The sequence below is a fragment of the Bacillus arachidis genome (assembly GCF_030285945.1).
GTDB classification, from domain to species: domain Bacteria; phylum Bacillota; class Bacilli; order Bacillales; family Bacillaceae_G; genus Bacillus_A; species Bacillus_A arachidis.
Genome location: NZ_CP127376.1, coordinates 431,700 through 445,403, shown reverse-complemented (window position 1 = coordinate 445,403; position 13,704 = coordinate 431,700). Strand labels below are relative to the sequence as shown.

Genomic DNA, 13,704 nt, shown 5'->3' with positions numbered 1-13,704 from the left:
TTATGACTTTTATTCCCTTGCATTGAAATGATGAAATCTTAAGGTCTATGTTTAATAAGAGTTTATAAGATTTACTGATTCTGTTTTTACATAAACACTGCTATAGGCTTTATTATCTGAAACAATTTCATAGTAAGTTCCTTGTGCAGTATGAACCGTATTTTTAATAGCTACCATAATATTGCGAGATGTCGATCCAGTTTGTCCGCTTCCTAAGTTTTTGAACACTTCAGAACCTGCTTTCAATGTTCCAAGACGATATTTATTTAAATCTTTGCTACCATTCATTGAATCTATTCTATACATAAGCGATGCAATTTGTTGTCCCCAGTTCTCATCACTCGCATACATGACATTCATACCTTGTGCCTTATCTCCTAAGTTTCCACCGTTATACGTGTTTCCACTTGGTGTCAAGTAATGCTTGTCAATATATGCTGCACAAAAATCAATGCCTTCTTCCCATGTTTTAAATGCCGTTGCTCCGTTATACGGATCCGAATCTACTGCTCTAAATCCAAATAAATTTTTCTTTTCTTGTGCAATGCGACTCGTACCCCAACCAGATTCTAAAATTGCATGTGATACCAAGTATCCTGCATTCATCTTATATTTCTCTGCCGCACTTACAAAATACTTGCCTAATCCAATCAGAGGACTATTAGCATTAGATTCGCGTAAGAAATTATCAATTTCTTCACCTGTATACGTAGAAGTTACACGTAACGGTACATATTCAAAGTATTGATAGCTATCTTGTCCACCGATTTTTGTTTTATCGAATGCCTCATAGCGTTCGCCTTCTTTTAAATGCTTTGGCGCATTTCCAATTTGATACGTTGCATATTTACCAGTAGAAGAATTATACACATAATGATACAATTTTCCATTTTTCGCTGAATAATACGAAGTTGCTGCCCCTGTCATTTTCGGATGTAATGTTACATCATCTATATTCACATATCCTGTCAATCCATCAATTTTCACATGAATACGATTACCTACTGCTTTTACAAACTCTAAGTCTGCTCCACCTTTTACATATGTAACTTTCTTCCCTGTTGCAATATCATAAATATTAATGACACCATTTGCTCGAACAAACCCTTGCTTCATATTCACAATTTTGCCACCGCTTGTAATGTAAGCATCTTCTTTCATATTTTTCATAATTTGCTCAGCTTCTACTTCATTTGGCTTTTGGATCTTTTGAGATGAAGTAACAATTTCATACGAAGAAGAACCTTGTGTCATTTTTAAGAATTGTAATGAAACATAACCTTCTCCCCCACTAAAACGAACTTTTGCCCAGCCATTCTCTTTAGCAACAATAGTAACGGTCTCGCCATTTTTCAAATGACCAATGATTGCGGTTCCTGTAGATGGACCTTTACGAACATTTAATAAAGAAGCATTTACAACTGCTCGTTCCTCTATAACTTGTCCAGGATTAGTTGGATTTGTAGGATTCATTCCAATTTGAACAAACTCTAGTGATATGTACCCTTCTCTTCCTTTGTAATTAATCTTCGCCCATCCATTTGCTTTCCCTAGGATTGTTACTTTCTCGCCATTTTTCAAGCTTCCAAGGATTGCACTGCTTGTATTCGCTTGGCTTCTTACTCGCAGACTTGTTGCGTTAATTGTTCCACTTTCTTGAGCACCATTTGTAATGTTTCCTGGCTTCTCTTCTTGTTTTCCACCTTCTAATTTCACAAACTCTAACGAGATGTACCCTTCTCTTCCTTTGTAATTAATCTTCGCCCATCCATTTGCTTTCCTAGGATTGTTACTTTCTCGCCATTTTTCAAGCTTCCAAGGATTGCACTGCTTGTATTCGCTTGGCTTCTTACTCGCAGACTTGTTGCGTTAATTGTTCCACTTTCTTGGGCACCATTTGTAATGTTTCCTGGCTTCTCTTCTTGTTTTCCACCTTCTAATTTCACAAACTCTAACGAGATGTATCCTTCTCTTCCTTTGTAACTAATCTTCGCCCATCCATTTGCTTTTCCTAGGATTGTTACTTTCTCGCCATTTTCAAGCTTCCAAGGATTGCACTGCTTGTATTCGCTTGGCTTCTTACTCGCAGACTTGTTGCGTTAATTGTTCCACTTTCTTGGGCACCATTTGTAATGTTTCCTGGCTTCTCTTCTTGTTTTCCACCTTCTAATTTCACAAACTCTAACGAGATGTATCCTTCTCTTCCTTTATAACTAATTTTCGCCCATCCATTTGCTTTTCCTAGGATTGTTACTTTCTCGCCATTTTTCAAGCTTCCAAGGATTGCACTGTTTGTATTCGCTTGGCTTCTTACTCGCAGACTTGTTGCGTTAATTGTTCCACTTTCTTGGGCACCATTTGTAATGTTCCCCGGTCTCTCTTCTTGTTTCCCTTCTTGTTTCTCTCCTTGTTTCTCTGATTCTAGCTTTACAAATTCTAACGAGATGTACCCTTCTCTTCCTTTATAACTAATCTTCGCCCATCCATTTGCTTTTCCTAGGATTGTTACTTTTTCACCATTTTTCAAGTTTCCAAGGATTGCACTGCTTGTATTCGCTTGGCTTCTTACTCGCAGACTTGTTGCGTTAATTGTTCCACTTTCTTGGGCACCATTTGTAATGTTTCCTGGCTTCTCTTCTTGTTTCTCTGATTCTAGCTTTACAAATTCTAACGAGATGTATCCTTCTCTTCCTTTGTAATTAATCTTCGCCCATCCATTTGCTTTTCCTAAGATTGTTACTTTTTCATTTTTTGTAACATATCCAACAATCGAACTTCCCAAAACAGGATTATTTCTTACATTTAACCGTGTTGCTGTAACAACACCTGTTTCTTTTTTTTCACTATTAATTGTTGGTTGTTGTTTTGTTTCAACATTTGGCTCTGATACTTTCATCTTTAAAAATCGTAATGAAACATAGCCTTCTTTCCCATCATGAGAAATTTTAGCCCAATCTTTTTCTTTTCCTAAAACCTGTACTGTTGTCCCTTTCTTTAATTTTCCCGCAACTTTACTTTGCGTTGTCGGCTGTTCACGTATATTCAAATTCGTTGCATTCACTGTCGCTGAATTTTCCTCTTGTGCAAAAGCATTTGTGGAAATAAGAGATGCTGCAGTCGCTAAAAATGTAGTTGTTATGATTTGTTTCGTTGTTTTCCTCATTTATTTATAAGAATATAAATACTTTTATATTCTTCAACCCTCCCTTGCCAAACTCAAATTACTATTTAATCTTAACACATTCACTACCGTTCCTTTTCGGTATTGCTCTATTTGTTCGTAGAAAACGAGTGAAATAATGAAAATAACATCATTTCATCCCACAAAATATATACTGTAAATTGAAACAAACATATAAATAGACCTTTATCTCAAATTTTTCAAATTCGAAATAAAGGTCTATTTGAAAACTTATATAATTAATACGCCTTGCCCCAATACACCATATGCTCTGCTTTTTTACCACAGCATATACATTCTTGTGCTAATTCTTCTTGCTCAAATGGTATACAACGCGATGATACGCCTGCTTCTTCTTTTAATTTTTCTTCACACGCAAGCTCACCACACCACATCGCTTTGATAAATCCTTGCTTTTCATCAGCCGCTTGCTTCATTTCTTCAAAGGTTGTAACACTATACGTGTTTTCATCGCGAAATGCCTTGGCTTTCTTCAATAAAGAATCATGAATCTCACTCAGTAATAATGTGATACGCTCTTCCAATTGATCCATTGATACGAACTCTTTTTCCTTCGTATCTCGTCTAACAAGTACCACTTGATTCTTCTCTATATCTTTCGGACCAACTTCTAATCGAATTGGAACCCCCTTCATCTCATACTCATTAAATTTCCAGCCTGGTGTTTTATTGCTAGCATCTATTTTTATGCGGGCAACTTTTTGAATACGCTCTTGTAACTGGATTGCCTTTTCTAATACCCCTTCTTTATGCTGAGCAATTGGTACAATGACAACTTGTATTGGCGCTACTTTTGGTGGCATCACTAGTCCATTATTATCGCTATGAACCATAATAAGTCCACCGATCATTCTAGTTGATACTCCCCAAGATGTTTGATGTACGTATTGCCATTTTCCATTACGATCTAAAAATTTAATGTCAAACGCTTCAGAGAAATTCGTACCGAAATTATGAGACGTTCCTGTTTGAAGTGCTTTTCCATCATGCATTAAACTTTCAATCGTATATGTTGCTTTTGCCCCTGCAAATTTTTCTTTTTCCGTTTTCTGCCCTTTAATTACCGGAATTGCTAAGTAGTCCTCACAGAAAGAAGCATATAGTTTCAAAATGTTTAAAGTTTCTTCTTGAGATTCTTCTGCTGTTTCATGAATTGTATGACCTTCTTGCCATAAAAACTCGGTTGTGCGAAGAAATGGTCTCGTCGTTTTCTCCCAACGAACAACTGAACACCACTGATTGTATAATTTCGGTAAGTCATTATAAGACTGAACAATTTTTGAGAAATGCTCGCAAAATAATGTTTCAGATGTTGGACGCACACAGAGCCTTTCTGCTAACTTCTCATCTCCTCCATGTGTAACCCACGCTACTTCAGGAGCAAACCCTTCCACATGATCCTTCTCTTTTTGAAGTAAACTCTCTGGAATAAACATTGGCATATACACATTTTCATGACCAGATTCTTTTAATTTCTCATCCATCACTCGCTGCATATTTTCCCATAATGCGTATCCGTATGGACGTAAAATCATACAGCCTTTTACACTTGAATAATCAACAAGCTCTGCTTTCTTCACAATATCGGTATACCACTGAGCAAAGTCTTCTTCCATTTTCGTAATGGCTTGTACTTGTTCTTTTGCCATATTCATTCTTCCTCCTTTAGAAAATAAAAAAAGCCCATGTCCCCAAAATAGGGACCGAGCTTTTGCCGGCGTTACCACCCTGATTCATGTACAAATAAATTTGTACATGCTCTCTTTTTGATAACGGGACTTCCCGCTGCACATGCAGAACGCAAAGGTAGGTTCCATATCGCCTTTTTAAGAATCTCGCAGCCAAATGGATTCTCTCTCTGCAAAAAAGGTGGGACATGTACTAATCCTTTTTCATCGTTATAACAAGATAAATTTGTTGAATATCATAATATAAATTCCATTTTAAAACAATGGCTAATTTTCTTATTTTTATATATTCTTTTCATTTTTTTCTGTTTTATACTAAGTCTACACATAGGTTTTTCGAAAGAGTTTCATAATTTGATGAGTAATCATACCGATAAGTGTTCCCACTAAAACAAAGAAACATGCAATACCGTAACCCATTCCATCCCATCCGCCAATAGCGAAGATTGTAACTGGAAAGAAAGCTAAACAAATAAGAATTAAAATAAGTGCAAATATAATATCAAACGATTTCTGTGGAAATTGCTTCTTTAATAAAAATGAAACAGTAAATACAATAAAGATTGTCACAGCTCCAATTATAAAAAACACTTCAAATCCATTCATGCCATTCCCTCCTTCCATTCATTCCCTTATAATTCATTATATGTTTTAAAATTCTAAAAATAAACAATAAACTTTCTTTAAGAATAAATTTTTGTGACTAGGTATTAATAGTAATATATGATAATAGATTATATATAATTAGGAGGGATATATAATGGAAAAGCCATTAACAAACCATGTAATTGTTTTATCTTTTGACTGCTTATCAGCTTTAGATCTGCCTATATTACAAGAGCTCCCTCACTTTCGTTCTTTAATCGAACGAGGTGCAATTGCAAAAAAAGTAGAAGCCATTTATCCTTCTGTAACATATCCCAGTCATGCCACGATCGTAACTGGTAACTATCCTAACAAACATGGTGTTGTAAATAATACATTACTTCAGCCCGGCAAGGAATCACCAGATTGGCATTGGTATCGTCGTTCTATTAAAGGAACAACATTATATGACGAGGCACGAAAAGCAAATTTAACAACCGCTGCCCTTTTATGGCCTGTTACCGGAAGAGCAAAGATTGACTACAATTTACCTGAAATCTTTCCAAATAGACCGTGGCAAAATCAAATTCTGGTTTCATTATTTAGTGGCAGCCCATTGTATCAACTAGATTTAAATCATCGTTTTGGCCATATTAGAAACGGATTGTCACAACCTGAACTTGATGATTTCGTTCTCGCTTCCGCTGTGTACACCATTCAAACAAAAAAACCTAATGTTATGTTTGTTCATTTTACAGATTTAGATACACAAAGGCATTATTACGGATTTTCTTCTAAGGAAACAAGGGCTGCTATCCATAGGCACGATGAAAGACTAGGAAAAATTATTCATGCATTGAAGGATAGTAACATATACGAGGAATGTACCATTATCGCCCTTGGTGATCATAGCGCTCTAAGTGAAAACAAAGCAATTCAACTAAACGTTCTTTTTCATCAAAAGGGACTCATCTCTGTTAATAAAAAAGGAAAATTACTAGATTGGAAAGCTTATTGTCAAAGCTGTGATGGCTCCGCTTACGTGTATGTAAAGGATAAAAATGATATCCACACTATACAAACTGTCCGACGTCTTCTTGACGAACTTCTTCAAGATAAACAAAATGGAATTGAATTTATACTCCATGATGAAGATGCAAAAGACCGCGGTGCAGATGCAAATTGCCTTTTTATGCTTGAAGCACGTGAAGGCTATTACTTCACCCAAAACTATACAGGAGGCTTTATAAAGGAAATCACGGGAAAAGATGTAACCCCTAGTAAAAAATACACGTTTGGTGCACATGGCTATTCTCCAATAAAACCAAACTATGAAACCATCTTCATGGCTGCTGGAAAAGGCATTCGTCAAGGTACGATTATTCCCTATATGCGTCTCATTGACGAAGGACCTACCATCGCACGGTTACTCGGATTACACCTTGGTGAAACCGATGGAACTGTAATAGAGGATTTACTTCAATTGTAAAGAAATGTGTATATATGTAAAAATTACGTAAAACTTATCTCTGTTTCTCTTTTTACAACTTTTATTTTTGTACACTATTGTTAGAACAAACTTAAGGAGGAACACTATATGAAGAAAATGTCCAGGCAAGAAAAAAGCTGGATATTGTATGACTGGGCAAACTCGGTATATTCTCTCGTTATTACAACTGCACTATTTCCTATTTATTTCAAAGCTGCAGCAAAAGAAGCAGGTCTGTCCGGAGCGACCTCAACAGCTTTTTGGGGATATGCAAATTCTTTCGCTACGCTTCTAATTTCTATCCTTGCCCCTATTCTCGGTACAATTGCCGATTATAAAGGATTTAAAAAGCGCTTTTTCACATTCTTTTTTGGACTCGGTATTATATTTACAAGTATGCTAGCTGTTGTGCCAACTTCACAGTGGTATTTACTACTAGGTTGCTATATGCTCGCCTTAGTTGGATTTGCTGGAGCAAACATTTTCTATGATGCATTTTTAATAGATATCACAACAGAAGATCGAATGACTCGGATTTCGACTCGGGGTTTTGCATTAGGCTATATCGGAAGTACAATTCCTTTTATTGGATGCATGACTCTAATTATCCTTGCCCAAAAAGGAACAATCCCATTATCAGTTGGTATTGCCAGTCAAATTTCCTTTGCAATTACAGCTCTTTGGTGGGGATTATTTACGATTCCGATGCTCAAGAATGTGGAACAAACGCATTATATTGAACGTCATCCAAAACCCATCACAATGAGCTTTAAGCGCTTAGCTAATACATTTAAAAATATCCGTCAATATCGCACTGTATTTTTGTTCTTGCTTGCTTATTTCTTCTACATTGATGGCGTCGATACAATTATTACAATGTCCACAGCTTATGGCACAGACCTTGGTATCAGTGCGACAAACTTACTTATTATTTTATTTGTAACACAAATTGTCGCTTGTCCATTCGCCTTGTTGTATGGGAAACTATCTGAAACGTTCAAAGACAAGAAAATGATATATGTCGGTATTATTATTTATATCATTATTTGCATATATGCTTATTTCTTAAAAACAACTCTCGACTTTTGGATTTTAGCAATGTTAGTTGCAACTTCTCAGGGCGGGATTCAGGCACTCAGTCGCTCCTATTTTGCAAAGTTGGTACCAAAAGAATCTGCAAACGAATTCTTCGGATTCTATAATATTTTCGGTAAGTTCGCAGCTATTATGGGACCCTTATTAGTCGGTGTAACAACTCAGCTAACTGGAAGAACAAATGCTGGTGTACTAAGCATTATCATTTTATTTATACTGGGCGGATTCATACTAACACGCGTACCGGAAAATGTGGCTTCTGTTACACCACCTACTCCAAAATCAGAAACACTATAAGAGAAAATGTCCCTTTCTGCATGCAGAAAGGGACATTTTCTCTTATTCCATCGATACCTTTTCACCACTAAAATTTTTACTACTTATACAAAAATAATTGATCAACCGTCGTCCCTAATACTTCTGCTAAACGAAATGCCAAGGCTAAACTTGGATCATATTTATTATTTTCAATTGCATTTATTGTCTGCCTTGATACTTTACATTTATCAGCTAATGCACCTTGTGAAATATTCTTTTCAGTGCGTAATGCGCAAATTTGATTTTCCACATCATTTCTCCTAACCTGTAAAATCCTTTTTACAACATCAGTATATATTCGGTACATATAGTTGTCAAAAAATTACCATACAAAAAAGAACCTAAGGCTCCTTTTCCAGTAAAATTCCTACATCAAAGAATCCGTAACCCCCTTTTGATTCGTATCCTCTTTTTTATTTCTGGCTTCTTCATTTATTCTCATACGTAAAATTGGCAAAATCGCGAGTAGAATAAGTGACATCGCTATACAAAATACAATAATAAGTGAGGTCGCTTCTTTTAATCCCCCAGCTAGTGAATTTCCAAGTAACATAGTTCCCATAAAAAGCGGTAAAATCGTACCATTTACACGCCCTACCATATTCTCTGGTACAAGCTGAATCATAAGCGTTCCAACAACAACGTTAACACAAGCTAAGCAAATTCCCGTTCCCAATCGCATCAAACTAGTAACCCAAAATGATGTAGACAGCCCTTCTACTAGAAGTGACATAGCCAATACAATCATACCAAACACAAACATTTTTTTCGGATGTACCTTTGAAGCAAAAACTGCTGCAACGACGCCTCCAATTAGCATACCTATCCCGTCAGCTGCTGCTAAATATTGAACGGCCTCCTTCTCCATACCTAATCGTTCAATAACAAGAAATATTTCTAATGGATTTGTGAGCCCTACTGCTAAACCCATAATTGCAAAAGTAATTGTAATCATACATAAATTTTTGGTTTGAAGGACATATCTCCAGCCCTCTTTTATATCATTCCATAATGAAATACTCTCCGTTCTCTCTTTTTCAACCCATCTGGGTAAACATGAAAGAGTAATAGCAGATAACACGAATAAGCCGATTAAACTATATAGTGATGCGAACAATCCAAGTTGTGTATATACAATCGAACCTACAACCGGACCAAAAATTAGAAATAACGACTGTAACGTTTGGTTAATAGCAATTGCGTTTGCAACATGTTTTTCTTCTACGTAACGTTTAAATATACGTGACGATGAAGGCTGAGAAAATTGCCCAACAATTGCTGAAACAAGAGTTGCAAAAAATATAGCCTGCCAATAATCCATTTTTAACAGTGAAATAATCCCTATAATGGATAACATACTTAGCATATCTCCAGCTACCATCGTTCTCTTAGGATTCCAACGATCTGCTAGCGCACCACCAATGAATGAAAAAATAAAAATAGGTGCATATTCCATAACCGATAATAATGAAACTGAAACAGGATCATTATTTGTTCGCTCCATAATGAAATACAACAATGCCATATTTCGAATCCAAATCGCAAACTGCTGTAAAATATCAGACGCCATAACAAGCATAAATGCCCGATTTTTAAATAACTCTTTCATGTTATTCCTCCCTTTGTAAACCGACCGTTCAGTCTAAATTAATATGAAAGAAAAGCTGCTGATTTATGATTCAGCTGCCAGTCCTTGTAATAATACATCAATTGCTTTTTTGTAAATTCGCTTCATTTCTACAGAATCTAACTCGTAGTAAAGTATACCAAGCCCAGATAGTAAACCATTCACAATATACATAAGATCCCGGATATCTCCTTGACGGAATTCTCCAGATTTTATGCCTTCTTCAATTAATTTCTCAAAAACACCATATGATTCTCTTGCTAGAACAAGCATTTCATCTAAAATCTCTTTGCTTACAACTTGACTCATGGAAAACTCTTCAACTGCACTAAAAATAGGATGCTGTGTATCCTCTACATGGTACTCTGCAAGTCCATATAATTTCTCGGTACTCGTACGATACTGTTTTTCTTTTTCATTCCACTTTTCAAGCCAATCATACGTATGTTGTCTTACCACAAATAAGAATAATTCTTCCTTACTTTTAAAATGATAATAAATGCTACCTTTACTACGTTCTGTAATTTCGCAAATGTCTTCCATAGATGTTGCAGCGTATCCTTTTTGTGAAAATAACTCTTCCGCTTGGTACGCTATTTCCCTTTTTATCTCTTCTGCACTCTTTCTCATGCTCACACCTCACAAAACCGACCGTTCAGTCTAATAATAACAAATATAAAACCTCTATTACAAGAGGCTATATTCCTTATTTAGGAAAATGTGTTTTCAAACCAGATTCGAAGTGTATGAATAACTCCAATCTTAAAACCAAGTTTGACAATACATACTCCACCGGCAACTAATAAAAATAATGCTACCTTTCTTTATTTTTAACTTTTGGTTTCTTCTCCATGCTCATTCCCCTTATAACATCATATATCCCTTATTTATCGATACATTATACTTAAACAAACGTTTGTTTAGCTGATTCTATACGAGTTCAAGTCCACTAATCAAACGTTTGTTTAAAAAGAAATACGCCCATAAAGAGCGCTTCTCCTTAATCTCCACCGCCGCCACAGCTACCGCCGTCACCGCCTGAAAAACCGCTATCGCCTCCAAAAGAACTTCCGCAATCATGTGAACTATCATTATCTGATCCTGCAAAGAATACTGGTGTAGAAGCGGTACTATCACCATTACCTGTTTTATAAAGATTTACTTTTCGTTTATTTTTCTTGATCGATTTGGCAATCATTCCAATTAATACTAAAAATAATAATGTTGCTATCACAAAACCCACATAATCCCCCCCTTACATATTTTTACTATTATTTTACATGAAAATTTTAAATGGTACCACAATATGGTATACAAATGATACTCAGAATTAATATACTAAATAACAGTAAATACTTTATACATACAAACGAAAAGAGGTTACATTGTATGCACGAAAATCATGCTATACAAACTCTACTATTATCCCAGATAGAAAAGCTAGCCCAATCCTTTCATTACGATTTTTTATATGAGGTTGCACAACAAAAAACGCTCTGCCAAATTCTTTTAAGAGATGATAATGGATCAATTGTAGCAACACCACTTAGTTTTCATATGTTAATAAACGAAGTTGCTGGGAAAGGGGAACTGATTTTTTATCACGAACATGGTGAATTTCATCGACAAAAATTTGATATTTATACGGAAGATAGCATTGTTAAATTGCTACTATTCATACAAGAACGATTACAAGTAAACCAGTAAATAATACGAAAGCAGCCACGTAACACGTAGCTGCTTTCATAATCTCTCACTAAAATAATCTATCCCTCACCCATTACACTTCCAAATAAATTTCCCTCTTATCTTTTAGTAACATCCATTTCCTCCAGATTCCAAACTCGAGTCACCCAAGACTCATAAAAAGAAGGTTCATGAGAAACAAGTAAAATCGTTCCCGTGTATTGCTCTAATGCTTCCTTTAATGCCTCTTTCGCATATATATCTAAATGATTCGTTGGTTCATCTAAAATTAAAAAATTGCTTTTCATTAGCATCAACTCACATAAACGCACTTTTGTCTGTTCTCCGCCACTTAAAGAACATAGAGATTGCCAAATATGATCTGCCTTTAACCCACATCGTGCTAAAGATTGCCGAATTTCTTTTTGCGTCATATCCGGACGCCTTGACCATACTTGCTCAAGTGGTGTAATTTCAGCTGCAAACTCTTCTTGCGCAAAATATGCCGGCTGTACTCTCTCTCCAATATGAACTGCTCCGTTTAATGGTTCTAGTTGTCCTAGTAACGTTTTTAACATTGTTGTTTTTCCAATTCCATTATGACCAACAATTGCAATCTTTTCGCCTCTTTTCACTTGTAAATTAAAAGATGAAAATAATGGTTCCGCATAACCAATTTGAATCTGTTGTGCTTGTAATATACGGCTCACAGGCTCAGTGTGAATGCTGAAATGAAAATATGGCTTTGTTACATCGTTAGGCTTTTCAACCTTTTTTATTTTCTCCAATACCTTTTCACGACTTTTTGCTTGTTTCGCTTTTCGAATTTTATTTTTTTGGATAAAACTCTCTAAATTTGCAATGTCTTTTTGCTGTCTTGTATAAGCTACTTGTAATTGTTGCTTCTGAAGTTGGTAGCTTTCTAAAAACCTTTCATAATTTCCTGCGTATCGCTTTATTGTTTGCCCTTCTAAATGATAAATAACATTTGTAATGTGATTTAAAAATGACTCATCGTGTGAAACGACAATGTAAGCATGCTCATACGCTTGTAAATATGCCCTTAACCAATCAATATGAACTGTGTCTAAATAATTCGTTGGCTCATCCAGCAATAAGACATGTGGTTTCTCTAAAAGAAGCTTTCCAAGTAATAACTTTGTACGCTGACCGCCACTTAGTTTTGAAACATCTTTTTTCATACCTAAGTCTAACAAACCTAAGCCAGCTGCTACTTCTTCTATTTTTGTATGAACTTGATAAAAATTTGAGCCTTCCAATATATTTTGTAATTCTCCATATTTCACTAATAACTTTTCTAACTCCGTTTCCTTTCCCATCTTTTCAGCAAGTGTTACCATTTCACGTTCAATTTCATAAAGATGAGAAAAAGCGCTTTGTAAATATTCTTCAATCGTTGTTCCCTCTTGTAAATCAATATGTTGCTGTAAGAAACCGATCTTCACATGTGGAAACCATTCAATCGTTCCAGCATCAGGCAAAATTTCTCCTGTTAAAAGCCGAAGCAATGTTGACTTTCCTGCACCATTACTTCCAACAAGTCCAACATGCTCCCCTTGTAATAATCGAAAACAAGCATTATATAAAATGTTTTTATCTCCATACATATGCATAAGATTTTCTACTGTTAATACGCTCATTTTTGTTCTCTCCTTTTCTTTATAACTAACAAGCCAAATAGAGAGAACAGCAAAATAAAGATCTTATTTAATTGTGTATACATGAAAAAATGGGTAAGGTGAATACACCTTACCCATTACAATTTCACTTTATTATAGTAAAAAAGGATTAAGGTTCTTTACCTGCTGTCTTCAATTTGGCCTAAACTTTAAAAATGGGCAGACTTCTCCCATATCAAGCTAAAACCATTTGAAGAACAGTTGATAAAGTCATTTTATCCTTTCACTCCTTTGTAAATCATTATTGTTCTATAACAAGCATATACCATGCTCTTATATTTTATTCGTTATAAATCTGTTTGTTCCTCTTTTTC

General features: G+C 35.5%; 13 protein-coding genes, 1 pseudogene and 1 other annotated feature. Of the genes and pseudogenes, 3 read left to right on the top strand and 11 right to left on the bottom strand.

What is annotated here, in order from left to right:
* Positions 1-51: 51 nt before the first annotated feature.
* The 5 genes from QRY57_RS03965 to QRY57_RS03945 all read right to left on the bottom strand — a co-directional run bounded on the left by QRY57_RS03965 (position 52) and on the right by QRY57_RS03945 (position 5,496).
* Positions 52-1,716, bottom strand: coding sequence for an SH3 domain-containing protein (locus QRY57_RS03965; protein WP_286016710.1), 1,665 nt, complete (start codon positions 1,714-1,716; stop codon positions 52-54).
* A gap of 5 nt (positions 1,717-1,721) precedes the next feature.
* Complete coding sequence (locus tag QRY57_RS03960; RefSeq protein ID WP_286016709.1) at positions 1,722-1,946, bottom strand: SH3 domain-containing protein; 225 nt, start codon at positions 1,944-1,946, stop codon at positions 1,722-1,724.
* 74 nt (positions 1,947-2,020) lie between these two features.
* On the bottom strand, positions 2,021-3,163 hold the full coding sequence (locus QRY57_RS03955) for an SH3 domain-containing protein (protein ID WP_286016708.1): 1,143 nt from the start codon (positions 3,161-3,163) through the stop codon (positions 2,021-2,023).
* A gap of 257 nt (positions 3,164-3,420) precedes the next feature.
* Positions 3,421-4,851, bottom strand: a complete 1,431-nt coding sequence (gene proS / locus QRY57_RS03950; protein WP_098302395.1) for a proline--tRNA ligase — start codon at positions 4,849-4,851, stop codon at positions 3,421-3,423.
* A gap of 46 nt (positions 4,852-4,897) precedes the next feature.
* Positions 4,898-5,107: a binding site (T-box leader), on the bottom strand.
* 104 nt (positions 5,108-5,211) lie between these two features.
* Positions 5,212-5,496, bottom strand: a complete 285-nt coding sequence (locus QRY57_RS03945; protein WP_098302394.1) for a YesK-like family protein — start codon at positions 5,494-5,496, stop codon at positions 5,212-5,214.
* Positions 5,497-5,650: 154 nt separating this feature from the next.
* Here QRY57_RS03945 and QRY57_RS03940 point away from each other — a divergent pair, with 154 nt between their 5' ends.
* Positions 5,651-6,964 carry an alkaline phosphatase family protein gene (locus tag QRY57_RS03940; protein ID WP_286016707.1) on the top strand — a complete coding sequence of 438 codons (1,314 nt, stop codon included), beginning with the start codon at positions 5,651-5,653 and terminating at the stop codon, positions 6,962-6,964.
* Between the two features lie 108 nt (positions 6,965-7,072).
* Positions 7,073-8,356 (top strand): MFS transporter, encoded by a 1,284-nt coding sequence (locus QRY57_RS03935; protein ID WP_026592545.1) that lies wholly within the window; start codon positions 7,073-7,075, stop codon positions 8,354-8,356.
* A gap of 79 nt (positions 8,357-8,435) precedes the next feature.
* Here the strand turns inward: QRY57_RS03935 and QRY57_RS03930 are convergent, their stop codons facing one another.
* The 5 genes and pseudogenes from QRY57_RS03930 to QRY57_RS03910 form a co-directional block, all read right to left on the bottom strand.
* Positions 8,436-8,684: a helix-turn-helix transcriptional regulator gene (locus QRY57_RS03930; RefSeq protein WP_349775671.1), complete on the bottom strand. Its 249-nt coding sequence runs from the start codon at positions 8,682-8,684 to the stop codon at positions 8,436-8,438.
* 60 nt (positions 8,685-8,744) lie between these two features.
* The gene (locus QRY57_RS03925; protein ID WP_349775670.1) at positions 8,745-9,986 is read right to left on the bottom strand and encodes an MFS transporter; all 1,242 of its coding nucleotides are present in this window, start codon (positions 9,984-9,986) and stop codon (positions 8,745-8,747) included.
* Between the two features lie 63 nt (positions 9,987-10,049).
* Positions 10,050-10,634, bottom strand: a complete 585-nt coding sequence (locus QRY57_RS03920) for a TetR/AcrR family transcriptional regulator (protein WP_286016705.1) — start codon at positions 10,632-10,634, stop codon at positions 10,050-10,052.
* A gap of 80 nt (positions 10,635-10,714) precedes the next feature.
* Positions 10,715-10,857, bottom strand: a pseudogene (locus tag QRY57_RS03915) (histidine kinase).
* A 147-nt stretch (positions 10,858-11,004) separates the two neighbouring features.
* Positions 11,005-11,247 (bottom strand): hypothetical protein, encoded by a 243-nt coding sequence (locus QRY57_RS03910; RefSeq protein WP_026592549.1) that lies wholly within the window; start codon positions 11,245-11,247, stop codon positions 11,005-11,007.
* A gap of 146 nt (positions 11,248-11,393) precedes the next feature.
* Here QRY57_RS03910 and QRY57_RS03905 point away from each other — a divergent pair, with 146 nt between their 5' ends.
* Entirely contained in the window at positions 11,394-11,711 is a 318-nt protein-coding gene (locus tag QRY57_RS03905) for a hypothetical protein (protein WP_026592550.1), read from the top strand.
* Between the two features lie 98 nt (positions 11,712-11,809).
* Here QRY57_RS03905 and QRY57_RS03900 read toward each other — a convergent pair whose 3' ends face one another.
* Positions 11,810-13,351, bottom strand: a complete 1,542-nt coding sequence (locus QRY57_RS03900; RefSeq protein WP_286016704.1) for an ABC-F family ATP-binding cassette domain-containing protein — start codon at positions 13,349-13,351, stop codon at positions 11,810-11,812.
* Between the last annotated feature and the right edge of the window lie 353 nt (positions 13,352-13,704).

Excerpts from the sequence above, each read along its gene's own strand:
- QRY57_RS03945 (WP_098302394.1), bottom strand. The coding sequence starts at position 5,496 with ATGAATGGATTTGAAGTGTTTTTTATAATTGGAGCTGTGACAATCTTT.
- QRY57_RS03920 (WP_286016705.1), bottom strand. The coding sequence starts at position 10,634 with ATGAGAAAGAGTGCAGAAGAGATAAAAAGGGAAATAGCGTACCAAGCG.
- QRY57_RS03935 (WP_026592545.1), top strand. The coding sequence starts at position 7,073 with ATGAAGAAAATGTCCAGGCAAGAAAAAAGCTGGATATTGTATGACTGG.
- QRY57_RS03930 (WP_349775671.1), bottom strand. The coding sequence starts at position 8,684 with ATGTACCGAATATATACTGATGTTGTAAAAAGGATTTTACAGGTTAGG.
- proS (WP_098302395.1), bottom strand. The coding sequence starts at position 4,851 with ATGGCAAAAGAACAAGTACAAGCCATTACGAAAATGGAAGAAGACTTT.
- QRY57_RS03940 (WP_286016707.1), top strand. The coding sequence starts at position 5,651 with ATGGAAAAGCCATTAACAAACCATGTAATTGTTTTATCTTTTGACTGC.
- QRY57_RS03905 (WP_026592550.1), top strand. The coding sequence starts at position 11,394 with ATGCACGAAAATCATGCTATACAAACTCTACTATTATCCCAGATAGAA.
- QRY57_RS03955 (WP_286016708.1), bottom strand. The coding sequence starts at position 3,163 with ATGAGGAAAACAACGAAACAAATCATAACAACTACATTTTTAGCGACT.
- QRY57_RS03900 (WP_286016704.1), bottom strand. The coding sequence starts at position 13,351 with ATGAGCGTATTAACAGTAGAAAATCTTATGCATATGTATGGAGATAAA.
- QRY57_RS03925 (WP_349775670.1), bottom strand. The coding sequence starts at position 9,986 with ATGAAAGAGTTATTTAAAAATCGGGCATTTATGCTTGTTATGGCGTCT.